The organism is Candidatus Ulvibacter alkanivorans, from assembly GCF_003333325.1.
In the GTDB taxonomy this organism is placed as follows: Bacteria; Bacteroidota; Bacteroidia; order Flavobacteriales; family Flavobacteriaceae; genus Ulvibacter_A; species Ulvibacter_A alkanivorans.
This window is the reverse complement of the sequence record NZ_QOLC01000089.1, coordinates 1-26,747: the sequence shown is the minus strand read 5'-3', so window position 1 is coordinate 26,747 and position 26,747 is coordinate 1. Positions and strand designations below refer to the sequence as shown.

General features: G+C 41.2%; 24 protein-coding genes and 1 tRNA gene. 14 read left to right on the top strand and 11 right to left on the bottom strand.

What is annotated here, in order from left to right; all coding sequences use genetic code 11:
- The first annotated feature begins 25 nt into the window (after positions 1-25).
- The 4 genes from DWA30_RS08955 (at position 26) to DWA30_RS08940 (ending at position 5,359) form a co-directional block, all read left to right on the top strand.
- Complete coding sequence (locus tag DWA30_RS08955; RefSeq protein ID WP_114492204.1) at positions 26-1,150, top strand: metal ABC transporter permease; 1,125 nt, start codon at positions 26-28, stop codon at positions 1,148-1,150.
- Positions 1,143-2,303, top strand: coding sequence for a metal ABC transporter permease (locus DWA30_RS08950; RefSeq protein WP_114492203.1), 1,161 nt, complete (start codon positions 1,143-1,145; stop codon positions 2,301-2,303). Before DWA30_RS08955 ends, DWA30_RS08950 begins: the two co-directional genes overlap by 8 nt.
- Before the next feature lie 54 nt (positions 2,304-2,357).
- Positions 2,358-2,771 carry a hypothetical protein gene (locus DWA30_RS08945; protein ID WP_114492202.1) on the top strand — a complete coding sequence of 138 codons (414 nt, stop codon included), beginning with the start codon at positions 2,358-2,360 and terminating at the stop codon, positions 2,769-2,771.
- A 101-nt stretch (positions 2,772-2,872) separates the two neighbouring features.
- Positions 2,873-5,359 carry a zinc-dependent metalloprotease gene (locus tag DWA30_RS08940; protein ID WP_114492201.1) on the top strand — a complete coding sequence of 829 codons (2,487 nt, stop codon included), beginning with the start codon at positions 2,873-2,875 and terminating at the stop codon, positions 5,357-5,359.
- On the opposite strand, the gene DWA30_RS13200 is transcribed toward DWA30_RS08940, so the two are convergent.
- The 4 genes from DWA30_RS13200 to DWA30_RS08925 all read right to left on the bottom strand — a co-directional run bounded on the left by DWA30_RS13200 (position 5,356) and on the right by DWA30_RS08925 (position 8,673).
- The gene (locus DWA30_RS13200; protein ID WP_136073182.1) at positions 5,356-5,520 is read right to left on the bottom strand and encodes an ATP synthase subunit B family protein; all 165 of its coding nucleotides are present in this window, start codon (positions 5,518-5,520) and stop codon (positions 5,356-5,358) included. The genes DWA30_RS08940 and DWA30_RS13200 overlap by 4 nt on opposite strands.
- A gap of 58 nt (positions 5,521-5,578) precedes the next feature.
- Complete coding sequence (feoB, locus tag DWA30_RS08935; protein WP_114492200.1) at positions 5,579-7,678, bottom strand: ferrous iron transport protein B; 2,100 nt, start codon at positions 7,676-7,678, stop codon at positions 5,579-5,581.
- Entirely contained in the window at positions 7,679-7,906 is a 228-nt protein-coding gene (locus DWA30_RS08930) for a FeoA family protein (RefSeq protein WP_438829900.1), read from the bottom strand.
- Between the two features lie 104 nt (positions 7,907-8,010).
- Complete coding sequence (locus tag DWA30_RS08925; RefSeq protein WP_114492198.1) at positions 8,011-8,673, bottom strand: SCO family protein; 663 nt, start codon at positions 8,671-8,673, stop codon at positions 8,011-8,013.
- 145 nt (positions 8,674-8,818) lie between these two features.
- Here DWA30_RS08925 and rseP point away from each other — a divergent pair, with 145 nt between their 5' ends.
- From rseP to DWA30_RS08905, 4 genes are all read left to right on the top strand, one after another.
- Complete coding sequence (rseP, locus tag DWA30_RS08920; protein WP_114492197.1) at positions 8,819-10,129, top strand: RIP metalloprotease RseP; 1,311 nt, start codon at positions 8,819-8,821, stop codon at positions 10,127-10,129.
- Positions 10,130-10,257: 128 nt separating this feature from the next.
- On the top strand, positions 10,258-11,907 hold the full coding sequence (locus DWA30_RS08915) for a S8 family serine peptidase (RefSeq protein ID WP_114492196.1): 1,650 nt from the start codon (positions 10,258-10,260) through the stop codon (positions 11,905-11,907).
- A gap of 198 nt (positions 11,908-12,105) precedes the next feature.
- Positions 12,106-12,179, top strand: a tRNA-Asn gene (locus DWA30_RS08910).
- Positions 12,180-12,295: 116 nt separating this feature from the next.
- Positions 12,296-13,000, top strand: coding sequence for a TVP38/TMEM64 family protein (locus tag DWA30_RS08905; protein ID WP_114492195.1), 705 nt, complete (start codon positions 12,296-12,298; stop codon positions 12,998-13,000).
- A 7-nt stretch (positions 13,001-13,007) separates the two neighbouring features.
- Here DWA30_RS08905 and DWA30_RS08900 read toward each other — a convergent pair whose 3' ends face one another.
- Complete coding sequence (locus tag DWA30_RS08900) at positions 13,008-13,946, bottom strand: NAD-dependent epimerase/dehydratase family protein (RefSeq protein WP_114492194.1); 939 nt, start codon at positions 13,944-13,946, stop codon at positions 13,008-13,010.
- A 112-nt stretch (positions 13,947-14,058) separates the two neighbouring features.
- On the opposite strand from DWA30_RS08900, the gene DWA30_RS08895 reads away from it, so the two are divergent.
- On the top strand, positions 14,059-14,655 hold the full coding sequence (locus tag DWA30_RS08895; RefSeq protein WP_114492193.1) for a hypothetical protein: 597 nt from the start codon (positions 14,059-14,061) through the stop codon (positions 14,653-14,655).
- Positions 14,656-14,660: 5 nt separating this feature from the next.
- Here DWA30_RS08895 and DWA30_RS08890 read toward each other — a convergent pair whose 3' ends face one another.
- The gene (locus tag DWA30_RS08890; RefSeq protein WP_114492192.1) at positions 14,661-15,476 is read right to left on the bottom strand and encodes an SDR family oxidoreductase; all 816 of its coding nucleotides are present in this window, start codon (positions 15,474-15,476) and stop codon (positions 14,661-14,663) included.
- Between the two features lie 3 nt (positions 15,477-15,479).
- Positions 15,480-17,876 carry a M28 family peptidase gene (locus DWA30_RS08885; RefSeq protein ID WP_114492191.1) on the bottom strand — a complete coding sequence of 799 codons (2,397 nt, stop codon included), beginning with the start codon at positions 17,874-17,876 and terminating at the stop codon, positions 15,480-15,482.
- Positions 17,877-17,994: 118 nt separating this feature from the next.
- Between DWA30_RS08885 and DWA30_RS08880 the strand changes: the two genes are divergently transcribed.
- Positions 17,995-18,459 carry a CBS domain-containing protein gene (locus tag DWA30_RS08880; protein ID WP_114492190.1) on the top strand — a complete coding sequence of 155 codons (465 nt, stop codon included), beginning with the start codon at positions 17,995-17,997 and terminating at the stop codon, positions 18,457-18,459.
- A 6-nt stretch (positions 18,460-18,465) separates the two neighbouring features.
- Here the strand turns inward: DWA30_RS08880 and DWA30_RS08875 are convergent, their stop codons facing one another.
- Genes DWA30_RS08875 through DWA30_RS08865 form a run of 3 tightly spaced genes read right to left on the bottom strand, consistent with a single transcriptional unit; the run spans position 18,466 to position 20,383 of the window.
- A complete protein-coding gene (locus DWA30_RS08875; protein ID WP_114492189.1) occupies positions 18,466-18,822 on the bottom strand; it encodes a hypothetical protein in 357 nt (118 codons plus the stop codon).
- A 5-nt stretch (positions 18,823-18,827) separates the two neighbouring features.
- Positions 18,828-19,403: an HNH endonuclease family protein gene (locus DWA30_RS08870; RefSeq protein ID WP_114492188.1), complete on the bottom strand. Its 576-nt coding sequence runs from the start codon at positions 19,401-19,403 to the stop codon at positions 18,828-18,830.
- Between the two features lie 59 nt (positions 19,404-19,462).
- Positions 19,463-20,383 (bottom strand): DUF6268 family outer membrane beta-barrel protein, encoded by a 921-nt coding sequence (locus tag DWA30_RS08865; protein WP_114492187.1) that lies wholly within the window; start codon positions 20,381-20,383, stop codon positions 19,463-19,465.
- Positions 20,384-20,608: 225 nt separating this feature from the next.
- Between DWA30_RS08865 and ileS the strand changes: the two genes are divergently transcribed.
- From ileS to DWA30_RS08845, 4 genes are all read left to right on the top strand, one after another.
- Positions 20,609-24,013, top strand: a complete 3,405-nt coding sequence (ileS, locus tag DWA30_RS08860) for an isoleucine--tRNA ligase (protein ID WP_114492186.1) — start codon at positions 20,609-20,611, stop codon at positions 24,011-24,013.
- 3 nt (positions 24,014-24,016) lie between these two features.
- Positions 24,017-24,400 (top strand): TraR/DksA family transcriptional regulator, encoded by a 384-nt coding sequence (locus DWA30_RS08855; RefSeq protein ID WP_114492185.1) that lies wholly within the window; start codon positions 24,017-24,019, stop codon positions 24,398-24,400.
- A 58-nt stretch (positions 24,401-24,458) separates the two neighbouring features.
- Positions 24,459-25,088, top strand: a complete 630-nt coding sequence (locus DWA30_RS08850; protein ID WP_136073181.1) for a hypothetical protein — start codon at positions 24,459-24,461, stop codon at positions 25,086-25,088.
- 83 nt (positions 25,089-25,171) lie between these two features.
- Positions 25,172-25,786, top strand: a complete 615-nt coding sequence (locus DWA30_RS08845; RefSeq protein WP_114492183.1) for a lipoprotein signal peptidase — start codon at positions 25,172-25,174, stop codon at positions 25,784-25,786.
- Here the strand turns inward: DWA30_RS08845 and DWA30_RS08840 are convergent.
- Positions 25,783-26,697 carry an ATP-binding protein gene (locus DWA30_RS08840; protein ID WP_114492182.1) on the bottom strand — a complete coding sequence of 305 codons (915 nt, stop codon included), beginning with the start codon at positions 26,695-26,697 and terminating at the stop codon, positions 25,783-25,785. The two genes, DWA30_RS08845 and DWA30_RS08840, sit on opposite strands and share 4 nt — an antisense overlap.
- Positions 26,698-26,747 lie beyond the last annotated feature (50 nt).

Genomic DNA, 26,747 nt, shown 5'->3' with positions numbered 1-26,747 from the left:
GAGAGAATTATAGCAATTGAATACTATGACGCTAAGCGAATATTTCGAACTACTTTGGAGCGATTATACCTTGCGAACCATCACCTTGGGGACAGCGGTATTAGGAGCCATTTGTGGTATGCTGGGGAGTTTTGCCGTACTTAGAAAACAAAGTCTGTTAGGCGATGCCATCTCCCATGCGGCCTTGCCGGGGATCGCTTTGGCCTTTCTAATTACCGGCGCCAAAGACACGAATGTTTTACTGTTAGGTGCCTTGGTTAGTGGGTTAATTGGTACCTTTTGGATACGCGGGATGACACAAAAAACGCATTTGAAGAGCGACACAGCCCTAGGCTTGATCTTGTCGTTGTTCTTTGGCTTTGGAATGTTGTTACTCACCTTTATTCAAAAACAACCCAATGCCAATCAAGCCGGATTAGATAAATACCTATTTGGTCAAGCAGCCACTTTGGTGGAAAAGGACGTGACACTAATGGTAGTGGTTACCTCCATCTGTTTGATCGTCCTATTGCTTTTTTGGAAAGAATTTAAGATCCTGTTATTTGATGCCGACTATACCAAAACCCTCGGGTTTAATACGAAGTTCATCGATATTCTAATCACTTTTTTTATCGTTTTGGCCATCGTACTTGGATTACAAACCGTAGGCGTTGTGCTAATGAGTGCGATGCTCTTAGCACCTGCAGCTGCGGCACGGCAATGGACCAATAATTTGAGTGTAATGATCCTTTTGGCGGCGATATTTGGTGCATTTTCAGGTGTCGTGGGAACGGCGATCAGTGCCAGCGAAAACAATTTGTCAACCGGCCCGGTGATCGTTTTGGTAGCTGCTGTGTTCGTACTGTTCTCATTTGTCTTTTCGCCCGGTCGAGGTTTGCTGTTTAGAGAAATAAGATTTCGTCAAAATCGACGTGATTTGCAATTGCAGAAGACACTTCAGTTCATGTACGGGATCGCTAAAGATCACGAAGATATTTCCCATCCTCACGCTATTCGAATTTTGAACAATTTTCAAGGATTTACCAAAGGCACACTTCGGAAACTTGAAGAAAAAGAATGGATATCAATACAGGGTCAAGAATGGGCGATGACAGATAAAGGCTTTTCCGAAGCAAAAAATCTTTACAATCAACAACTAAAAAATGACTAGTCCGCAGATTGAAATACAAATCATTGCTGCCATCGTTGCGATCGCATGTGCCATTCCGGGAGTGTTTCTGGTGCTTCGGAAAATGGCCTTGATAAGCGACGCGATTAGCCATTCCATCCTTCCCGGTATTGTGTTGGGATTTTTTATAACCCATGACCTCAATTCGCCTTTGCTCATCTTATTGGCAGCGGTTACGGGAGTGATCACGGTGATCTTGGTGGAAGCTATTCAAAAAACCGGATTGGTAAAAGAAGATACGGCCATAGGACTAGTGTTTCCCGCGCTTTTTAGCATTGGTGTGATCATGATCGCTAAAAATGCCAATGACGTTCACTTAGATGTCGATGCAGTATTATTGGGAGAATTGGCCTTTGCCCCTTTTGATCGCCTATTGCTATTTGGAGCCGACGTTGGCCCTAAATCCTTGTGGATCATGGGTAGTATTCTCATACTAACCGTAGTGCTCCTGTTTTTGTTCTTTAAAGAACTAAAGGTAAGTACGTTCGATGCCGGATTGTCATCGGCCTTAGGTATTTCACCGGTGGTTATGCACTACGGAATCATGTCAATGTCATCCATTACTGTGGTAGGAGCATTTGATGCCGTTGGAGCGATCTTAGTAGTTGCCCTTATGATAGCCCCTGCTGCCACTGCCTACCTATTGACCTCAGACCTTCGGAAAATGTTATACTTGTCTATAGGCTTTGGTGTTTTTTCGGCCATTATGGGCTATTGGACGGCACATTGGCTGGATGCTTCAATCTCAGGATCGATGACCACAGTGTTAGGTGTGGTATTCTTGTTCGTATATCTTTTTGCCCCTCGGAAAGGTTTGGTGGCAGTTTTATACCGGCAGAAACAACAACGAACTGAAGTTTCACTACTCACATTTTTGTTGCACTTAAATAACCATTCCGAAGAAAAAGAACGCCATATCAATCATCTAAATGAACATATTAATTGGCAAAAGGTACGAAGCAAAACGGTATTGGACCTCGCATTAAAGAACAATATGATCACTATTAACAATGAGATTGTATCCCTTACAGAAAAAGGAAAGGAGTTTACAAATTTGGCGCTCGAATACATTATCACTAACAAGGACGAACGCATCGAAAAGATGAAAGATGATTTCTTTTTATTTAGAGGCTAGCTTTTTTTTGGCATTGTTATTTCTTATATCTTTAAACTGAAAATATTTATTCCTATGAAAAAGTTAGTTGTACTAGTTACCTTGTTGTTTGTAAGTATCACCTTTGCTCAAGAGGAAACTCCTGTTGATGTTCCTAAGATAGCGGTAAAGATCCCGTTAGGGGAAACTGTGCAAATAGCAGATGTGACCATTCGATTTGTTGAGGTATTGGAGGATTCACGTTGTCCTACCAATGTTACATGTGTTTGGGCAGGCGAAGCGCGTATTGTCTTGGAAATGTCGGCAGCGAATGGACAAAGTGAACGCAAAGAGGTTACTTTAAAAGGACAAGTACCGCCTTCTGAAATGATTCATACGATCTTTAAGGACAGCGACCTACATTTGTATATTATGGCGTTGAATCCGTATCCAACCTCAGCGCTAGGTGGCGAACAACCTAACTACACGTTGTTGGTGTGTCATGAGTAATTAGTCCCCTTTACTACTTTGGGTGTTTAGAATGTTAATCTTGGAAGAAAGCCGGAATTTTTTTTAGCTATTGTGTATTTTCGAAAGCAAATTCCTATTTCATGAAAAAAATTGTAGCAACCTGCCTACTACTAGGTTTATTAATTTCCTGTGCTTCAACTTCGCAACAAGGGAAAACTTCACAAAAAACACCTCAAACAGCAACCAAACCCAAATCTAAAGACAAGGATGCTATCAAAGCGTATGATGACGTGATCACTTCCGAAGCGATCACCGACTTGGGCCTTTTCAAAGTGCATTCGCTCAACAAGAAATTCTATTATGAGATCCCCGATTCGTTGTTACAGAAAGACATGTTGTGGGTCTCGCGTATTGCTCAGATTCCGTTGGGCTTGGGTGGAGGCTACGTAAATGCAGGGACAAAAACCAACGAACAGGTCGTGCATTGGGTACGGTACCAAGATAAGATCCTTTTAAAGGTGAAGTCGTATACCAATGTCGCAGACAGCAGCAAGGCCATAAGCAAATCGGTCTACGTAAACAATTACGAACCTACCTTGTATGCTTTCGATATAGAAGCGTTTAGCAAGGACTCTACGTCAACCGTGATCGATGTTTCTTCGTTTTTTGAATCGGATGTAAAAGCTATTAGTGGGCTGCCGGCGCGCTTTCGCAAGCAATATAAAGTTAAGAATTTAGATAAGTCCCGAAGTTTTATAAATAGTGTAAAAAGCTTTCCGAAGAACATAGAAGTAAAACAAGACTTCACCTATAATGCTTCCGAACCGCCTTCTGCTTCTGCCACAGAATCGATTAGCTTACAAATGAATCAATCGATGATCTTACTACCAGAAGAACCTATGCAACCAAGATTATACGATCCTCGTGTTGGGTTCTTTACGGTGAGTCAGTATGACTACGGAAGCGATGCGTTAAAGGCAGATGAGAAGACCTATATTCGTCGTTGGCGACTAGAACCAAAAGATCCTGCAGCCTATGCACGTGGAGAATTGGTTGAACCCAAAGACCCCATTGTTTATTACTTGGATCCGGGAACCCCTGAAGGTTTACGTAAGTATATCAAGCAAGGTATAGAAGATTGGCAAAAGCCTTTTGAAAGTGCCGGCTTTAAAAATGCGATCATCGCTAAAGATCCGCCAACCAAAGAGGAAGATCCCGATTGGAGTCCGGAAGATATTCGGTATTCAGTAGTACGCTATGTGGCTAGCACTACGCGAAATGCAGTAGGACCTAGTGTTTCCGACCCTAGAAGTGGAGAGATCATAGAAAGTGATATTATCTGGTATCACAATCACTTACGTAGTTACCGTAACCGTTATTTATTAGAAACAGGAGCGGCCAACCCTAGTGCAAGAACCTTGAACACTCCGGAGGAAGAAATTGGAGAGATGATGCGCATGGTAATTGCGCACGAAGTAGGGCATGCCTTAGGATTTCCTCACAACATGGCTGCCAGTTACGCCTACGATGTCGAATCGTATCGCGATGGTGATTTTACGCAAAAAAACGGAATTGCGGCAAGTTTAATGGATTATGCTCGATATAATTACATTGCACAACCGGGCGATGAAAACATTCGATTTATTAGACAAATGGGACCTTACGATCATTACGCTACTAATTGGGGGTATCGAGTGATTCCCGGAGCCAATTCGGCAGAGGAAGAAAAAACTACTTTGAATCAATGGATATTAGAAAAGGCCGGCGACCCTATTTACAAATTCGGAAGGCAGTCAAGTAGCTTCGACCCGCAATCACAAACGGAAAGTATAGGTAACGATCCAATAGCGGCCAGTAATTATGGAATTCGCAATTTAAAATATGTAGTTAAGAACTTGCCCAATTGGACTTCGGAACAAACCAATAACTATAATGATCTCGAAGAGTTGTATGGTGAATTATTAGGAGTTTACAGCAGATATGTTGGACATGTAGTTACCAATATTGGCGGTGTTTATGAAAATTTAAAGACACCAAAACAAGAAGGGATTGTCTACACGCATCAGGATAAAGCGACACAGCGAGCCTCTATGGCGTGGTTACACGATAATATCTTCGAAACTCCGGCATGGCTCATCGATATTAATATTTTACAAAATATAGATCATGCTGGCTATTTTGAAGACCTAAGGCGTTTGCAAGCGAGACATCTAAACAACATCCTAAGTTTTGATCGTATAGGAAGACTAATAGACGGAGAAACCCTTGAGGGGGATCGTTATAGTGCTTTAGAGATGTTAACCGATCTAAGAAACGGTTTATGGAGTGAGGCCTCTGCCAACCGAAACGTGGACATTTATAGAAGAAATCTGCAACGCACTTATTTAGATCGAATGGCTTATTTAATGACCGAAGAACCTTCGAATAGACGGTTTAACCGTCCCGGCTTTGAAGGAAGGCTTAGTTATGATGTAAGCGCTTCGGATGTTCGTTCGCTCGTACGAGGTGAATTGAACGCCTTACGCAGTAGATTGCGATCTGCTAAGAGCAGAGTAAATACTGTTACGCGCTACCATTATGAAGATGCGATAGCACGAATCGACCAATTGTTAGATCCAAACGATTAGTGGCAACCACAATCTTTTTTACCGCATTTGGTCTTTCCACCGTCTAAGGTGCCAATTGATTTTTGGCGCCCTTCAAATATTGGGTTCCACACGAACTTTCTTAGCAGATAGCCGGTGGCCAAACAAAAAGTGATTATGACTAAAATGGTCTGTAGGTCCATGGTACAAATTTACTAATTTTAGATTATTTCGTAGTTTCCTCGGGTTGCGACACTAGGATTATTTTAATAATTGATATGCAGCCAAGGCCACTACGTAGGCAATGGCACTCATGGCAAATAATTGCCACATAGGCCATTTCCAGCTATTGGTTTCGCGTTTTACAATGGCCAAAGTACTCATACATTGCATGGCAAATGCATAGAACAATAGAAGGGAGACTCCACTGGCAAAGTTAAATAAGGGTGTTCCTAAAACTGGATTGACTTCTGCCGCCATTCTATTTTTTATCGTTTCTTCTTCTTCGCTACCCACACTATAAATAGTGGCTAGCGTACCCACAAACACTTCACGAGCAGCAAAGGAACTAACGATGGCAATACCAATTTTCCAATCGTAGCCTAGTGGTCTAACAGCAGGTTCAATTCCTTTTCCAATGATACCAATGTACGAGTGCTCTAACTTAAAAGAGGCAATTTTAGTTTCTAAGGTTTCTTCGGAAAGGTCCTGCTCTGCATTTTCTTGTCTTACAATCGATTCGGCATTGTTAAAATCACCGGGACCATACGAGGCCAATACCCATAGAATAATCGAGATCGCCAGTATGATCTTTCCTGCACCAACAACGAAAGATTTGGTCTTTTCCACTACGGTGATGAGTACATTTTTCCCTAAAGGGACTTTGTAATTTGGCATTTCTACCACAAAGAAGGTTCTACTTCTTATCTTGAGTATTTTATCTAATAAATAAGCCGAAAAGATGGCCGCTCCAAACCCTAGAAGATACAGGAACATTAATGTTAAGCCTTGCATACTAAAAATACCTAACACTCTTTTTTCGGGTATCACCAATGCGATGATGATTAAATATACCGGCAATCGTGCAGAACAAGTAGTAAAAGGCGTAACCAAAATAGTAATGAGTCGCTCTTTCCAATTTTCTATATTTCGTGTGGCCATAATCGCCGGAATTGCACAAGCGGTACCCGATACCAGTGGCACCACACTTTTCCCGCTTAAACCAAAACGTCTCATGATGCGGTCCATTAAAAAAACCACTCTACTCATGTAACCGGTTTCTTCCAAAATAGAAATGAAGAGAAACAGGAATGCGATCTGTGGAATAAAAATAACAATACCACCCAATCCGGGAACGATCCCTTCGGCGAGTAAGTTGGTAAAATCTCCCGGAGGCAATGTATTCTTGAGCCATTCACTAAGAGAGGCAAACGAACTATCGATGAAATCCATAGGATAGCTACTCCAGTCGAAGATAGCTTGAAAAATAAGCAGTAAGATTCCGAAGAAAATAACATAGCCCCAAACTTTATGGGTTAAGATGCGATCCATCCTACTTCGCAAGTCCTTGGCATTTGCCGTATCAACGGTTAAGGACTCCTTTAGCACCCCATTGATAAACTGATACCTAGCAATGGTCTCTTTTTGCTGAAGTCTTTTAAGTTCACTTTTAGACTCTGTTTGGAAGGTAGCAACGCCTTTTAATTCTTGACGATCCAGCTTTCCGAAGTTAACATCCTGGGTAATGACCAACCACAACTTGTACAAATCCTGATTCGGAAAAGCCTTCCGAAGTCGGTCAAAATACTCTGGCGCTATGGCCGAAGCATTGACACAAGGCTCGGTAGAAAGAAATGTATATTCATTTATAAGCTCCTTTAATTCTTCAAATCCTTCATTCTTGCGAGAACTAATAAGCGCGATTTTGGTCTCTAGACGCTTTTCTAGCGTTTCGATATCTAAGGTGATGGCCTTACGCTTCATTCGATCTGCCATATTGATGGCTAGAATCGTAGGGATACCTAGGTCTTTGATTTGTGTGAACAGCAGCAGATTTCGCTTCAGGTTCTCGACATCGGTCACAACCACAGCAACATCGGGAAAATCTTTATCGTTCTTGTTCAACAATAATTCGATGACCACATTCTCGTCTAGGGAGGAGGCATTTAAGCTGTAGGTTCCGGGAAGATCCAGTATATGGGCTTTGACGCCCCGTGGTAGTTTGCAGATCCCTTGTTTTTTTTCGACCGTGATACCGGGATAGTTCCCTACTTTTTGATTCAGGCCTGTTAGCCGATTAAAAACTGAGGTCTTTCCCGTATTCGGATTCCCGATAAGAGCGACGTTGATCTGTTTTGCCATTTATTGAATCAATTCTATTTCAATCTGTGAAGCGGTTTCTTTTCGAATGGCAAGATGACTGCCGTTAATGTTAAGATACATTGGGTCACGAAACGGGGCCATTTGTACTAATGCAACCTCATTGCCCGGAAGACAGCCCATTTCGAGCAACTTTAACGGTACGACCTCTACCGAAAACTCCTTAATGATAGCCCGCTGTCCCTTTTTTAAATTGGCAATGGTAAGCATTATATTTATTTAGATTGATTTTAAACAACGCAAAAGTAATAGAATTTGGGCAGTAGAAAAAACAATTTGATTGTTTTTAACCTATTGGCAATACGAATCAATTTCTAGTCTTCTTTTTTTAAGATCTTGATGTCATTTAAGAGTTGTTCGATCGCTTCTGGATCGGTGCCATCATAGAATCCGCGAATGCGTTTCTTTTTATCGACAAGCACAAAATTCTCGGTATGAATCAATTCGTAAGGATTGGGAGATTCTTTAGCCGCTAAATAGGATTTTCGGGCAAGATCGTAGATTTCCTTTTTATCGCCAGTTACCAAGTTCCACTTCTCGTCGTTTACTCCTTTCTGAAGGGCATATCGCTTGAGTTGCGCTACCGAATCGATTTCGGGCGTCACGGTATGAGAAAGTAGTAAGACCTCTTGATCGCGTTTAAGTTCTTCTTGAATTTCGGCCATATGATCGGTCATGACCGGGCAAATGGTTTGGCAGGTGGTAAAAAAGAAATCGGCCACATAGATCTTATCCTTATAATCGTTTTGGGTGATCGTCTTCCCATTTTGATTGGTAAGCGAAAAATCACCAATGGTGTGGTATTTTTTTACATGTTGAAGGGTGGTATCAACCAATTCGGCATTAACTTTTGCGGGTTGAAACACCGGAAGCACCTCGTTTGGTTTCAATACTGAATAAATAGCGGCGATAATTATAACCGATAGTACTGCTAGAACTATGGCAAAATATTTGTATTTCGAGAAGAACTGTAGCATGCCCGGAAATTTTAGACAAAATTACTATCTAAAAATTACTTCTATAGCCTTCTGCTTCTTAAACTTTTGTAAAACAGAAGTACGTCTTTAATAATTTTTAAAAGCGGGTATAAAAGATTACTTTTGTGCGTTAATTTTTGAAACTATGAGTCCATTCGCTGTAAAAGCACTTCAGTTGCTGTTAAGCTTATCCATATTGATCGTGCTCCATGAATTGGGGCATTTTATTCCGGCAAAATTATTTAAGACACGTGTCGAAAAATTCTTCTTATTCTTCGACGTAAAATTCGCGCTCTTTAAAAAGAAAATCGGAGATACCGTTTATGGAATTGGGTGGTTGCCTTTGGGGGGTTACGTAAAGATCTCAGGAATGATCGATGAGAGCATGGACAAAGAACAAATGGCACAACCGCCGCAACCATGGGAGTTTAGAAGCAAGCCGGCATGGCAACGTCTCATCATTATGCTTGGAGGTGTTACGGTGAATATTATTGTCGGGTTTGTGATCTATATGAGCATACTCTTCTTTAACGGCACCTACATTACCACAAACGACGACCTACCCGAAGGCTTCGCTATAGCCGAAGAATTTAAGGAAATGGGATTTGAGGACGGCGATAAAATATTGAGTGTGAATGGTGAAGAATTCACCAATGTAACAGATATAAACCGTCATTTGTTTTTAAGAGATGTGGAAACCATAGAGGTACAACACCTAGACGGTAGTGTTGAAACCATTTCGATGCCCGAAGATATAGGAAGCCAAATGTTCGAAAAAGATATCTTACGTCCGTTTACTGAACGCCGTTTTCCTGTGATCGACACCGTTCGACGTGATTATCCGGCAGGTGCTGCAGGTTTCTTGGAAGGTGACCGAATTGTATCAGTAAATGGAGAAGACATTACCTACTGGCATGAATTCACGAAGATCGTAAGTTCAAATGAGGATAAGGTAAATACCATTGTGATCGACAGAGACGGCACACAAAAGATGTTAACGGTTGAGACGAATGAGGACGGCCAAATTGGAGTTCAGAATTTCGGTGAGTCAACACACGTAACCTATAGTTTAGGTGAAAGTATAACCGGTGGGGTGAGTTATGGCTATAACATTTTAAAAGATTATGTAAAACAATTCAAGTATGTATTCACTGCCAAGGGAGCCACTCAAGTTGGCGGTTTTGGAGCAATTGGTAATTTATTTCCTGAAAGCTGGAACTGGATCAGTTTCTGGCAAACCACGGCTCTAATTTCCATTATTCTTGCCTTTATGAATATATTGCCCATACCCGCATTAGATGGAGGGCATGTAATGTTCTTGTTATACGAGATCGTTTCTGGGAGAAAGCCGAATGACAAATTCATGGAATATGCCCAAATGATCGGATTCTTTATATTAATCGCCTTGGTGCTATTTGCCAATGGGAACGATATATATCGCTGGTTATTTAAATAGAAAATAATACGATTTCAATAGTAGTTGAAGGCACTCTGTTAGGGGTGCCTTTATTTTTTTCTGAAACCTAGTGATGACATTTTTTATTTCGTACGATGGTAGCGTAACAGCAACTAAAAAGATAAAAAATGAGAACACTATTACTAACTACCCTCAATCTCTTGTTCCTCTGTTCAATACAAGCACAAGAAGTAACTAACTATGCTATGAACAGCATACTTGTTAAGCTTAAAGCTGAGCATAATGACCAATCGCTAACCACAGCCGAAAAGTTTCAAGCACCCACCCTACAAAGGCTACACGCCCAATACTCGGTAGAACATATAGAGCAGATTGGTAATCGAAGAACTCAAAATACCTTTGTGATTCGTTTTTCTGCAAAACAGCCTATTCAAGAGGTAATTCAGCAATATAAGGCAACCAACCGTTTCGAATATGTGGAGCCTAACTATACGGGATCTGCCGGAGGAGAATGTTTCGAAATGGTGAGTCAGATACCCAATGATGCGTTGTTCTCTAGACAATGGGGACTTAGTAATGATGGTAATTTTCCTCTGTCCGATTCCGAAGAAGGGGTCGATATTATGATGGAAGAGGCTTGGGATATAGAACAAGGTGATGCCAATATTATCATTGCCGTTTTAGACTCAGGGGTTAAGATCGATCATCCTGAATTAGCAGGTAGATTATGGACCAACCCTAATGAAGTCTTAGACGGAACCGATACCGATGGTAATGGATACATTGACGATATAGATGGTTGGAACTTTGCCTATAACACTAACGACCCGTCTGATGACGTGGGGCATGGAACCAATATTATAGGATTGTTGGGGAGCATTCCTAATAATGCGACGGCCTACGCCGGAATTAACTGGAACAGCAAGATCATGAACCTAAAAATGCTCAACGATCAAAATGCCTATACCGATGTCGCGTGGGCCGTTGATGCAATTTACTATGCAGTAGATAACGGTGCCGATATTATTAATATGTCATGGGGCTCTACCGGAGATTCTTCGGCACTACAAGATGCGGTCACCTATGCCCATTCTAACGGGGTAGTGCTTACCGCGGCAATGCTGAATTTCGATAATAACATTCCAATCTATCCGGCTGCTTATACCGAAACAATAGCTGTGGGATCGATCGATCCGGACGGTGACCGTTCCTCGCCATTTTATTGGGACGTAAACAGTGGAAGTAATTTCGGACCTCATATCGATCTTATAGCTCCGGGTAACTATACCTATAGTATTACCCATACCTCTAACAACAACTATAATATTTATTGGGGCGGAACCTCTCAAGCAGCACCACACGTAGCCGGAATTGCATCCTTATTGCTTTCTCAGGACGGCTCACTGACACCGGAAGAAATTAGAACCATCATGAATAGCACAGCCGATGATGAAACCGGAGACCCTTCCGAAGATACGCCAGGTTGGGATCAATATTATGGCTTCGGAAGGCTGAATGCATTTCAAGCACTTTCCAGTATTTTGAATGTTTCAGAAAACAACTATGAAACAGCGATTAGTATCTATCCTAACCCTGTGGATGGAACGGAACGACTTTCGTTTAGTTCGAACGCGGCTCCCATTACAGCCGTGAAGCTATATACGATCTTAGGAACGGTAGCATTCGAGCAATCTGTTCCAAACAGAACGGACTATGAGATGGAAGTAGCCAATTTTGCTGCCGGAGTATACATAGTAGAAGTGCATACGCTTGGAAATAAACAGGTGGAACGACAAAAGATCGTCATTGCGAACTAGGTAGGTCTTTGTTGACGTATCACTTAAAGAATGCGGGTAGGTATATTAAAAAATGCCTATCCGTATTATTTTTTCAGAAAAGAAAGAAAAAAATAAAAAACGCTTTGTGACAGTTTAAAAATAAATTATATTTGCACCCGCCTTAGTCGCCTTAGGGTCACCAAGGTTGATGGTTACGCCATCTAAAACACCTAATATTCCTCAGTAGCTCAGTTGGTTAGAGCATCTGACTGTTAATCAGAGGGTCACTGGTTCGAGCCCAGTCTGAGGAGCTAAAACGACGAAGAGCCATCCACAATGTGGGTGGCTTTTTCTTTGAAAAATACTGGGCGTAAAGGAACTTCCTTCTTTTACTGTATTTTTATACCGACACTATTAATGTCACTCAATGTCAGATTTGAAAGAACATTCATCTGTAAAGAAAAGCAAGCTACCATTGTTTATTTCGATTGGTATTGTTGCGGCCGTGGTGTTAAGCTACTTTTTTATTCCTTCAGTGCAGTCATTTCTTAACGAAGCTTGGACCGTATTAACTAGTAACGACGAGCAGCGAATCGAGCAGTGGGTAAGCAAATTTGGTTGGTTCGGGCCACTAGTATTGATACTGGCTATGATCGCTCAAATGTTCTTACTCGTAATTCCAAGCGTTGCACTTATGGTAGTGTCTATTCTTGCCTACGGACCCATTTGGGGAAGCGTTATTGTTTTCGCAGCAGTTTTTTCAGCCTCATCGGTTGGTTATTTTATTGGTAAGTATCTAGGTCCCGTGCTAGTAGAAAAGATCATTGGTCCCTCTACCGAACAGAAGATCGAGGATTTTATCGATGACTATGGCTTCTGGGCGATAATTGTAACACGCATCAATCCATTTCTATCGAATGACGCCATTAGTTTTGTCGCAGGGATCCTTAAAATGGGTTATTGGAAATTCATTGGTGCGACCTTAGTGGGAATTGCACCGCTAACGCTGTTCATTGCGATCTTCGGGCAAAGCACCGATCAAATGAAGAGCGGATTACTATGGGGTTCTATCGTAAGCCTTATCCTCTTTATAGGCTACATTTGGTGGGATAAGAAAAAGCGCAACAAGTAATTACGACCTATTCTATGTTGTCCAACATGATTTTGGTCATCTCCTCCAAGGATATCTTATGCTCCCAACCCCAATCTTCTCTGGCAGCAGAATCATCGATACTTTGTGGCCAAGAATCGGCTATCGCTTGACGAAAATCAGGTTTATACGAAATGGAAAAGGCGGGTACATGTTCGCGAATGCTGGCAGCAATCTCTTCCGGATTAAAACTCATAGCAGCCAAATTATAGGAACTGCGTATTTTTATCTCCGATTTGTCTGCTTCCATTATCCCAATGGTCGCATTAATGGCGTCATCCATATACATCATAGGAAGTGTGGTTTCAGCGCCTAAAAAAGAAATATACTTCTTGTGCTTCAAAGCCTTATAATAAATATCGACAGCATAATCTGTGGTACCACCACCCGGCAGCGTAGTATAACTAATTAAGCCTGGATATCGAATACTGCGAACATCAACATCATAACGTTTGTGGTAGTATTCACACCATCGTTCGCCGGTTTGTTTGCTTATACCATACACCGTAGAAGGTTCCATTACCGTACGTTGTGGTGTGTCGGTTTTGGGTGTTGTGCTACCAAATACAGCAATACTGGATGGCCAAAACACCTTTTCAATCTTTTTGTCTCTTGCAAGATTTAGCACGTTAAAAAGGGAATTCATATTTAAATTCCAAGCCTTCATAGGGAACTTCTCTGCCGTTGCAGAAAGCATGGCCGCCATTAAATATACATCGGTGATCTCATATCGAATAACCACGTCTTGAACGGCCTCATAATCCATGGCATCCAAGATCTCAAAAGGGCCACCTTGCATAAGTTCTTGCGATCCTTCCTTTATATCACTTGCAATTACCTTATGAGCTGCGTATTTGTTTCTAAGTTGGGTTGTAAGTTCGGTGCCAATTTGACCACAGGCTCCCATTATAAGAATTCTCTTTTTCATACGTTTATCAATTCAGCCGATAAAGATAACGAATATCTCCCCCTTTTCTTTGTATAGCGAAGAGAAGATTGTTGGTAGAACGTGTATATTTGTGCTGCGATTTTATACTGTGATGAAACGAACTTTATTTACGGCCTTGCTTAGTATATGTGTGATCTCTTTTTGGATCTCTTGTGGGAATTCTTCGGAAACATCCGAAGTGGCCACAACGCAAGAAGTAAACACAAGCTTGATCTATGGGGACACATCCTATCGCTTCCCGGAACTTTCCGAAGCAGCCAAGAAAGAGATCTTTCAATGGTCGGTTTTTGAAGATTTCGAGAACGAACTGAAATTTATAAACGGCAGTAATATTGAAGCACTTCAAAGCGGAAGTGAACGACTTATTCAACACACCGATTCCCTCACAAAGAAGATCCCCGAAAAACTGAATACACAAGCCATCGTGTCTCGTTTACTCGTTGTAAAAACACACGCATCCTTGCTACACCAAGAAGTGCATAAGGACCGTTTCGAAAACGAAGAAATTGAAAACCATTTACAAACCTTGAATAGGGCTACGCAAAATTTTGTCGAACAGATAAACGGTAAATTCGCAAAAGATCAAATAGATCTGGATCAGCAGGATGAAGAAGCCAAAGAGCTGGAGAAGCAACGACGCCTAAGAGACTCTATCTTTCAAGCCGAACTACGAGACTCAGAAGGATAGTCGCACTATAATATGGACTGCTTAAATTGGTACTGCAATAGGCTTTTTAGATGAACCGAATCAACTTTTTTATAAGTGTCATCACCACCCGCATCTGGTTTTACATACTCAGGGGGTTGTAATCCCAGTTCTTGAGCCTTGGTTGTATAATAGTCACTTTTGTTAGGATGGAAAGGCGCAACGGCATTGAATATCTTTCCGAAGCATTCCTGTTTAATAATTTCTGAAAGAATTCCAATACAATCGTCGCGATGAATTAAGTTTACGGGAGCTGCTCCATTTTGCAACTCTTTTCTTCCTGCCAAATATCGAACCGGCTGTCGACTTCCGCCTACCAATCCGCCAAACCGCACTAGGGTTGTTTTTTGAGATGGATCGTTAAAGAAACGTTGCTCTACTTGTAGCAATTGTCTTCCGGCTTCACTATCGGGTATGGGGTATATTTTTTCGGTAACTGCACCCTGCGCATCACTATACACCGACGTACTGCTAATTAAAATAAGATGTTCGATCTCCGCTTGTTGAATTTCAGATAGTAAATACGACATTTTCAACACATAATTTGCGCCCGTATTTTTCCGCAGTCCGGGAGGAATCATGATCACTAACACATCGAGATCAGCTAAGAAAGCTTTTGGATCTCCCGTTACACCCGATTCCGAGGTCTCTAACACGTGAGCATCATACCCTTGTTTATACAAATTAGTGACTTTTGATTCGCTCGTTGCGGTTCCTTTCACCCTATAGCCAAGCGTCATTAAATGCTGGGCGAGGGGTTGGCCAAGCCAGCCCATTCCTGCAATTCCAATTTGTTTGTTCATTCGTTATAGGTTTGTCACAAGTGTATCGTTAACCGTTCTAGATAAGGCATCAACATCGAAAGTGCGTTGTACAATAACTGCATCGGTGATTACAAAGGGTTTCGGCATGGTATACTTGGGTCGCTTATTTATTGAGAATTGAGAATGCTCCATGAGATCATACGAATATTCTAATACGCGAAATTCAATAGGTGTCGCTTCGGAAACAGTATACTTAACCGTTAAAGGCTCGTTGTCGATCACATGATAACGCAGCAGCCTGTCATGCCATCTTTCAGCAGAATCAAGTGCTTCCGAAGCATTTGAACTAGGCAGAACGTCATTCGCTTTAAATTCAATAAAGTCAATCTCCTTATCGGCATACAATTCTATGCGATTTACATTACGCTTAGGAAGGATTTTAAACGCAACCGATCTATTGCCGGAAACCACCGTGTCTTGTATTAGCTCGATCTCAAAACTCGGAATGTTCTTAGCAGGAGCCTCGGTCGCAAAGGTGTACGGAGAATTATACTTGCTGCCGGCCGAATTGTCGATGTAGGTAGCAGCAGTTTCAGGAGCATCACCTATATAGCCTTGCGTCCAGTCGTCTAACATACGGTCGTAAGTGGCCCAATAAGAAGTACCGGTATCTGCATTCTGATAATACACCAAGCTATTTGGCTTCTGTCTTTCTTCGGAAAAATCACTTGTAAAATGGGCACTAATAAAGAAAATGAGTGCAATAATAAAACACACAGCTGCCAAAATATTCTTCCAACGATATGAGGCTAATACCGGAATAAGTAAACCAAATGTTAACACGGTAAAGACACAACTTATCACTAACATTTTAAGTCCTAACCCTACCGGAAAGAACTGAATTAACGGTGAAAACAGAAATAATGCCGGAGCTCCTAAGAAGGTGAGTAAAAAGACACTCGGATTCTCATATTTAATTAATACCCATAACGAGATGAGTGCGAAAAAAACAGGAATTATAAAGTAGGCAGCGCCCGGCAGTATGATATACACAGCAACATTGATTAGTAGCCAAAAGGCTAAGGGCGCTATGTAAAGTCCGGCCACCAGGTCTTTTCTGCCAAATCTTTTATAGATCTTAAATGTTACCGCCAACGATAAGAAAACAAAAAAAGCAATATAACTATGCCCGTTGTAAGTAAATCCATGTTGTATTTCATTGTATTGAGGGTACAACAGCAGCAGCAATTTCCAACCGAGAAAACCTAACAAACCACAAACGACTAATGCCAATGTAAAAGCACCAAAACCACGCCCTATCGTTCGACCTACTAATTTCTTTTTCTTTATTCCGAAGAAAACAAGTGCTATAAAAAGGAGGATCGCAATAGAAAGCATCCAAATGATCCAAGAGAACGGATAATGTATCATTTTAACCAATGGGGCATTTACGTATACATGATCTGCATCAGATTTTAAATTTGCGAGATCCGCTTGAGAAAAATAATGCAACAGTGGTAGCAAATAGGAGCCTTGGTGTTGGAGTGTATTCCTGTCTAGATTTGCATAGTTATCGTTTGCAGTATGATAGTCGAAATGGTCGTCTATAAATGCAAAAAAGAAGCTGTCTATATCACCATCTTCTCTAAATACGGTCGAATCGGTGTCGTTTGGCAGCATTTTATAAACGCTGTACATCAAGGAAGAAGCTACTGGAAATTCGGGATTGGCAGCAATAAAAGCATCGATCAACTTTTCATTTCCGCCATTGGTCTCTAATATCATATTGCTGGGTCCGCCGCTTCCGCGCGCCTCAAAATTTAGTACTAAACCAACATCTTTGGCCCACCGATGTTCATTGACGAACAAAGAAGCTCCATCTAAGCCCAGCTCTTCAGCATCAGAAAACAAGACGATGATATCATTTTTAGGTGTTTTCCCCGTAGCCAGATAGGCACGTAAACTTTCTAAAATAGTTACCATTCCACTTCCCGCATCACTGGCGCCATAGGATGGGATCATTGCGCTGTCGTAATGTGAAAGCAGCAACAACGCCTTTCCGTTGCCGGAACCTTTTAGTCGTCCCACGATATTCTTGGGTTTAATTAGATTGTACCCGGTAGAATAGCGCTTCGTACTATCACCTTGATCGACCTTGGTATAAAGGGCTTCATGCACATATCCTTGTTGTATTTCGGTTTGAAGGCCTAAATTTTCCAGTTCTTCCACTAAAAAATTACGCACCGTGGCATGCGCTTGTGAGCCGAAATAATGTGGTGACCTACTAATTTCTTTTAACGGGATCAATGCTCGTTCTGTGGCGAACTCCGTATCGGCCGTCGAAAGTGGCGTACCCTTTTTAGGCATTAAACTTGAAAAACTATAAAGGATCAGACTCACTATAATAATTAGTGAGATAAAAGCGATGAGATTTCTCATGAATTGGTCTTTACAGTTCTAAAAGTACAATATTCTTTGAAATCAGAATCTTTCCGAAGCAAGCCAAGAGATCCCTATCGCAAAATTGATTATATTTAGGAATCTAAAGAAACACGTCATGGGAATTAAAAGTTTTATGGGACGACGCGCAAAACCCACGAAGGGGAGTAGTGAGGATATTACCGTCTCCGATTATATGAGCAGGAATTTGATCACATTTAGACCGGACCAATCGGTGTTGGAAGCGATCACCTTGTTAATTAAGCATAAGATATCGGGAGCACCTGTTGTAAACGAAAATTATGAGTTGGTAGGGATTATTTCTGAAGGAGATTGTATGAAACAAATAAGCGACAGCCGTTATTACAATCAGCCCATGGAAGACGTGAAAGTCGAGAGTCAAATGGCAAAAAATGTCGAAACCATCGATGGCAATATGAATGTATTCGATGCATCCAATAAATTCTTAGAATCGAAACACCGTCGATTTCCAATTGTTGAAGATGGAAAGTTAGTTGGTTTAATAAGTCAGAAAGACGTCCTTAAAGCCGCTTTAAAACTAAAGGGACAAACTTGGAAATAAGGTGTCTTAAAGCTGTAGTTCCGTTTTTACTAATAAATACCAATCTTTCTCGAGAGGCAGATAGCCTTGATCGTATACATAATAATAAATGGTGCCGGTCTTGGTAATGTACTGTCCTGTAAAGAATTTAAAGTTAAATCCCATACGCAGTAAACGCTCTTTGGTCACTTTTGTCTTGTCTTTGGTGTTCAGCGTTTCGAGTATGCGATAATTTTTACGCAAGCGGTTGTTGATATTGCGAACCAAGTTCTTGCGATCCTTGTTCAAGGCATTGTTATGTGCGTTACGACAAGCGTCACTGCAGAATTTCTTATCTGCGCGACCAATGATCTTGCTTCCACATTCAGGACATTCTTTGTTCATCTTCGCTAATAATCCACATGACCCCAATTTTCACCATTCTTAATGCGATATAGTTGCATTTCTGATATTCCGAATTGCTTTGCGATAATACGCATGCGCGTTTTCCGGTTAGGGTCGAAGATCTTTCTCTTTATGATTTTTACTTTTCCTTCGGTTAGTTTTCCGTATTTATAATTTCCTATACGATCTTTTTTGGCTTGTATCACCGCCGGATTTTTCTTAGTGTGAGCCGAAAGTCCCTTGCGATCTACATATTCTAAATTGTCAACATGATTGTTCGTCTTGTTGTAATCCTTATGAATCACAAATGACTTTTCTTCGGTTTCCAAGAATAATTCGGCAACGGCACGATGTATGTAAATAAGGTCGGTCTTGCCTTTTTTAACACCGGTCTTTCCATTTTTTATTCCAATAGAAAAAACTTCGTAGCCTCCTAACTTATAAGGTTTTAATAATTCGCCTTCGGGATTGTACTTGTACCGAATTACGCGACCATAATTGGAGACCTTTAGCGTTTCGAACGGATGCCAGAACGCTCTGGAAAATTCTTTCCAGACTTCATTTCTTAAATTGATAATCATCTAACTGGGGAGTTTACTCCAAAGATAAGAAAAAGGAGCTTAATGCGAGCAACATAGCTTTATTCAGTGGTTTCTGTCTTTTCTTCGGAAGGAATATGAAAGCGATACACGGCTTCAAATTTTAAGAAAAAACCACCGGACAAGTCGGGATTTAATTGGGTTCGGTCATCGCCAAAACTGAAAGCCGATACACCTATATCGATGGTTTCATCGGTTGCATAGACCTCATAGTTGTTACTGGAGTATCCAAACTTTGCGCGTAGCAATAGCTGCGATTGAAGCACATTAAACTGCAAATAGCTCGCAAATTCTAATGAGCTTAGGTCTACATAGGTATCAGACTGTTCGGCATCGTCGTAGAGTCTAAAACTACGGCCAATTCCATAATAGTCGATTCCAACGGTCGTTGCGCCTAGCTGGTAGTTAAGGTCGGCCGATATTGGTAGTGACATATCCATTTCAAATTTTGAACTTGGACTTAAATAATACCATCCTACGATAGGCGTGGTAAATAACCCAAAGGCTTCCGAAGAAGCATAGAGTCCGAAGCGATAAATGAAGTTTTCTTTCTTATGGTATTTCAATAGACCAAATCCACCCAGGTAAAAGTCTTCCGAAGTAAAGGAAGTATAATCTGATGCGACTTTAGGTAATAACACGATCGTACTACTCCACCGGTCGTTGAAAGTAGTAGCTAAACCCAGTTTTAGGGTTGTGCTGTACAAGCTCGAAAAATCGGATTCAGGAACTAATTGAAGGTTGTTTCTACTAAACGCCAAACCGGTTATAAAGGCATTGTTTTCATTGAGCACCAGCGGAATGGTGAGATCTGCCTCTAAAGACTTTACAAAAGTACTGCTTTCGGTATCGACAAAATCGTTATTGAACGTTTGGCCATATCCTACCTTTACAATATCGACATAATTTTGACTAATTCCGAGGCTAGGGAAAACAAGCAAGAACAGTAGTAGTTTTTTCAATACGAACTGGGTTAGGGTGTATAAATATAGAATTTTATTCTTAACATAAAGCGAACGACTGGTATTTAGCAAAGTGGAATCAATTTCGTGCCCTTTAGAAGTAGCCTATTTAGGCAAAATTCCGTAATTTCGCGTCCTTAGAACCATAGGGCGTGTTCTCTGTGGTAACGTAATTAGAAATCAATTTGAAAACATCGCATTTGCGATGATGACAGAAGTCGAAACATGGGTAGAACATTTAAAGAATACAAAGGCTTAGATCTTCCGAAGGTAGGAGAAGAAATACTGGATTTTTGGAAACAAGAAAACGTTTTCGAGAAGAGTATATCTATTCGTGAAAATGAAGAACCCTTCGTGTTTTTTGAAGGTCCTCCTTCAGCAAATGGCTTGCCTGGGATTCACCATGTGATGGCACGAGCTATCAAAGATATTTTTTGTCGGTATAAAACGCAAAAAGGCTATAAAGTAGCGCGCAAAGCAGGTTGGGACACCCATGGCTTGCCTATTGAATTGGGTGTAGAAAAAGAGCTTGGTATTACCAAGGAAGATATTGGAAAGAAGATTTCGGTAGAAGCCTATAACGAGGCCTGCCGTAAAGCCGTCATGCGATACACCGACGTCTGGAACAAAGTAACCGAAGAATACGGCTATTGGGTAGATATGGATGATCCATATATAACGTACAAACCTAAATATATGGAGTCTGTTTGGTGGTTGCTAAAACAGATCTACGACAAAGGACTCCTTTACAAAGGATACACCATACAACCTTATTCTCCCAAAGCAGGAACCGGACTTAGCTCTCACGAGCTCAATCAGCCGGGGACGTATCAAGACGTGACAGACACTACCGTTGTCGCACAATTTAAAGCGATTAGTGATTCCCTACCCAATTTTTTAGCAGCCATTACTACCGATATTTGGTTCCTTGCATGGACGACTACTCCTTGGACCCTACCAAGTAACACCGCATTAGCGGTTGGACCCAAAATAGAATATGTATTGGTTCGTACCTACAATCAATATACCTATCAACCCATCAATGTTGTGGTGGCGAAAAAACTAGTAGGCAAACAATTTGGCGGAAAATATGAGGAGAAGCCAAACGAAGATGCAATAAAAGCCTATAAGCAAGGAGATAAGAAGATCCCATATTGTATCCTAGCCGAATTTAAGGGGGAGGCTCTTCAAGGCATTCGATATGAGCAATTACTTCCTTATGCGCAGCCATATAACCATCCTGAAAATGCGTTTAGAGTGATCACCGGAGATTTTGTGACCACCGAAGACGGTACCGGGATCGTTCATACCGCACCTACATTTGGAGCCGATGACGCTAAAGTAGCTAAAGAAGCCTCGCCGGAAGTTCCACCATTACTGGTAAAAGACGAGAACGATGCTTTGGTGCCATTGGTAGATCTGCAGGGGAAATTCCGTCCCGAACTGGGCGAATTAGGTGGGAAATATGTTAAGAACGAATACTATAACGACGGTGAAGCTCCCGAAAAAAGTGTGGATGTTGAAATCGCCATCAAACTTAAGACCGAGAACAAAGCATTTCACGTAGAAAAATACGTGCATAGTTATCCTAACTGTTGGCGAACCGATAAACCCATTCTATATTATCCGTTAGATTCTTGGTTTATAAAAGTGACCGATTTTAGAGATCGAATGTTCGAGTTGAATGAAACCATTAATTGGAAACCAAAAGCAACCGGGGAAGGTCGTTTTGGCAACTGGCTTGCCAATGCCAACGATTGGAACTTATCGCGTTCTCGTTATTGGGGAATCCCGTTGCCGTTGTGGCGCACAGAAGATGGTAAAGAGGAAAAGGTTATTGGTTCTGTCGCAGAACTAAAAGACGAAATGGAGAAAGCTGTTTCCGAAGGAATGATGGATAAAGCACTCTTTGAAGATTTTGTCGTAAACGATTTTTCTGAAGCGAATTATGCAACCGTAGACCTGCACAAGAATATTGTAGATGGGATCGTGTTGGTTTCTGAAAGTGGTAAGCCGATGAAACGCGAGGCAGATCTTATCGATGTTTGGTTCGATAGCGGAAGCATGCCCTATGCACAATGGCATTACCCATTTGAGAACAAAGAGAAAGTAGAGAACACTTGGCGTAAAGCCGACTTTATCGCAGAAGGTGTCGATCAAACGCGTGGTTGGTTCTATACCTTACACGCTATTGCGACCATGATCTTTGATGATGTTGCGTATAAGAATGTGGTCTCGAACGGTTTAGTGCTAGATAAGAATGGCCAAAAAATGTCGAAACGCCTAGGAAATGCAGTAGATCCTTTCGATACCTTGAAAAAATACGGTCCCGATGCCACTCGTTGGTATATGATAAGCAATGCCAACCCTTGGGATAATCTAAAATTTGATAGTGAAGGTATTGGGGAAGTGCGTAATAAGTTCTTCGGAACGCTTTACAACACCTATAGCTTCTTTAGTCTGTACGCAAATTTGGATAACTTCGATTATAGTGAAGCAGATATACCATTCGAGGATCGACCCGAGATCGACCGATGGATCTTATCTGAACTACATAGCCTTATAACCTATGTTGATACTGCCTATGGGGAATATGAACCCACCAAGGCGGCGAGAGCAATTTCATATTTTGTACAAGAGAACCTGAGTAATTGGTTCGTTCGGTTAAGCAGACGCCGCTACTGGAAAGGTAGTTATGGTACCGATAAGATATCGGCCTACCAAACCCTCTACAACTGTTTGCTTACCGTTTCACAATTAGGTGCGCCAATCGCTCCATTCTTTATGGATCGACTCTATAAGGATTTAACAAGTGGAATTTCAGGTGCAGGAGAGATTTCGGTACATTTAAGTAACTTTCCAACGTCCAATGCGTCATACATAGACAAAGGGCTGGAGCGCAAAATGAAAAAGGCGCAAACAATATCTTCCTTAGTATTATCGTTACGACAACGAGAGAAGATCAAAGTACGACAGCCGCTTCAAAAGATTATGATCCCGGTTTTGGACCCTTCGGAAAAAGCAGAGATCGAAGCCGTTTCAGAATTGATCAAATCGGAAGTGAACGTTAAGGAGATCGAATTAATTGACGAGGGTTCTGGTATATTGGTTAAACAGATCAAACCCGATTTTAAGAAATTAGGACCTCGATTTGGTCGTGACATGAAAATGGTAGCCGCTGCTATACAGCAGTTTGGACAAGAGGAGATCGCGAAATTAGAAAAAGAGGGATCGATTTCTATCGTGATTAACGAAAAAAGTACTACATTGAACGTAGATGATGTGGTTATTAGTTCTCAGGATATCGAGGGCTGGTTGGTTGCAAACAGCGACGGGATAACCGTTGCGCTAGATGTGACCATCACACCGAGCTTAAAGAATGAAGGTATCGCCAGAGAATTGGTGAACCGCATACAAAATATTAGAAAAGATTCAGGTTTTGAGGTGACAGACCGTGTAGAAGTGACCATCCAGAAAGAAGGTCAATTACAATCGGCTGTGCAGCAAAACATGGAGTATATTAAACAAGAGACGCTAACTGAAGTTCTGGAATTTGAAGATGAACTAAGCAATGGTACCGAAATTGCTTTCGACGACATTGAAACTCGTTTGCGAATTAAAAAACATTAAATTATGGCACAAGACGTAAAAACTCGATACAGCGATGCTGAGTTAGAAGAATTTAGGCTATTGATCCAAGAAAAGATCGATAAGGCTAAAGAACAGTTAGAGCTTATTAAAAGCGCTTACAAGAACGATAGTAATAACGGGACCGACGATACATCTCCTACTTTCAAGGCTTTCGATGAAGGTAGTGAAGTAATGAGCAAAGAGGCGAACTCTCAGTTGGCTATTCGTCAAGAAAAATTTATTCGCGACCTTAAAAATGCCCTTATTCGTATTGAGAACAAAAGTTACGGGATCTGTCGTGTTACTGGAAAACTTATTAATCCGGAGCGCCTAAAATTAGTGCCGCACGCTACGCTTAGTATCGAAGCTAAGAACCTTCAGAAATAAAGGAACACTTTAAGAACCTATGTTTAGTGAAGTTGCTAGTACTTATAAAGTTTCTGGCATGAGAAATATATTGCTCATTATTTTTCTATTTCTCTTAATTTCTTCGGAAGCATGGGCGCAGAAAATACTTGAAAAATCTTGGGATGCCGCAGGAATACAGGCTGTCGAAATACGATCGGATGCCGTGTTCAATATAACGATAGCTTCCGAAGCAACAAATACGATTTTACTTACCACTAAAGTTGAAGGTGAAACGTATGAACAGGTGGTCCTGGAAGTTTCCAAAGAAAAGGAACTACTTACCATTGGCACCGGATTCACCCCTTATTTTAATGCTAAAAACGACAAGCTTGCCGCACACAAAGTGTTGAGCATCGAAATGGAACTTACGCTTCCAAAAGGCTTGTCACTTTACGTGTTTTCTAAGAGAGCATCGGTAAAGGCAACCGGCCATTATAACCAATTGAATGTTTCGTTGGCAACAGGCACTTGTCTGCTTTCCAATTTTAAGGGCAACGCTTTACTGCTAACCAAAGAAGGAGATATTCGTGTAACTGCGCTAAATTCGGTACGCGGCGAAGCAAGTTCAATAACAGGAACTGTTGTAAATAAGCTGTCGACCTATGGAAAATACACCCTTATCGCCGAGAGTATCAACGGAAATATTACACTATCACAAACCAAATAATATTGCTATTTTTGTGATCGTTTTACCCTTAAGCGCAATCACGCGCTGAGTTGTAATTACACATTCAAATACCAGAATTGGCTATGACCTTGAAAAAAGCTTCCATCTTGATCATCATAATATTATTGATCGATCAAATCTCAAAGATCTACATAAAGACCCATTTTACACTAGGTGAAGAGATTTACGTGCTGGAACAGTTTCGAATCCATTTTGTAGAAAACGAGGGAATGGCCTGGGGTGCCAAGATACCGGGTGAATATGGCAAGCTTATTTTAACCTTGTTCAGGATTGTCGCTATCTTCGGAATTGGCTATTGGTTGTGGGACTCGGTACGAAAAAATGCACCTCGCATCCTCACTGTTTGTATCGCACTCATCTTTGCCGGTGCCTTCGGAAATATAATCGACTCGGTGTTCTACGGACTTATTTTCGACGATAGTTACAATCAAGTGGCCACCATGTTTCCCGAAGGAGGAGGTTATGCCGATATTTTCTATGGGAAGGTAGTCGATATGTTGTATTTTCCTTTATGGGACGGGGTCTTACCAGACTGGGTACCGTTTTGGGGAGGCGAGTATTTTGTGTTCTTCGAGCCCGTATTTAACATAGCCGATTCGGCCATAAGTGTTGGAGTGGCCTTACTTATCTTCTTTAACAAGAAAGCCTTTCCGAAGAAAGAACAAGAAGAAGTTTAAAAAGCAATTTTTACTGTGGTTCCTTTTGAAAGGGTACTCTCTACCGTTATATTGCCGTGTAGCGCCTCTATTTCATTCTTAATAATGAATAAGCCTACGTCACAGGGGTGATCAAACGGTTGGTCGTCGTGGTAATAGTTAAAAAGATTGTTGGCTTTACGTTCCATATCGATTCCAACACCGTTATCCTTTACCATTAAATACGTTCGATCGTTCTCGCGATAGGTGTATATCTCAATAACCAGTTTTCGATCGTGCATTCTATATTTAATAGAATTGGACATTAAACTGGTCAATATATCTTGTATAAACGACGGGATATAAGCGATAGAAGGAACTTCCGAGAAATCGGTGAACAATTCGGCCTGCGCTTCAATCAATTCGTTTTGAAGATCATGTTTTACTTGTTCCAATGCCTCACTGAACACAACGGTTTTCTTTTCTTCGGAAGCTTTTGATTGAATGCTTACAAGCTTGTCCATGTGAGTAATAGTGGTCGCAAGGTTCTTTGAAATATAATCTAGATTTTCGTTTAGCTCTGAAACTTCTTCCGAAGAATCGGCCCCTCGTAACAATTCGACCGTCAATTGAAGGTTGCTCGCTTGCGAACGCAAATTATGTGACAACAGATTGGCAAAACGAACCAATCGCTCGTTTTGGGATTCGGTATTCGCTAACGAATCTTTTATCTTATTCTGCGCTAGTTTGTCTTCGTGAATGTTTCTAAAGACTCCGCGTATGCCTACGATCGTAGCGTTTTCGTAAATAGGTTTCCCCATCGCTTTTACCCAAAACTCGTTATTCTCAAAATCTATTAGTTTTATGGTGGTGTTGTAAGCAAGACCCGAACTACAATCAAGAAATATTTTCGCCGCTCGTTCCCGCTCAAAAGGAGCGTGACACGAAAACATTTCGTATCACGTTGGCGTTTTAGTATGCGGTAATTTTAATAGCTTTTTCG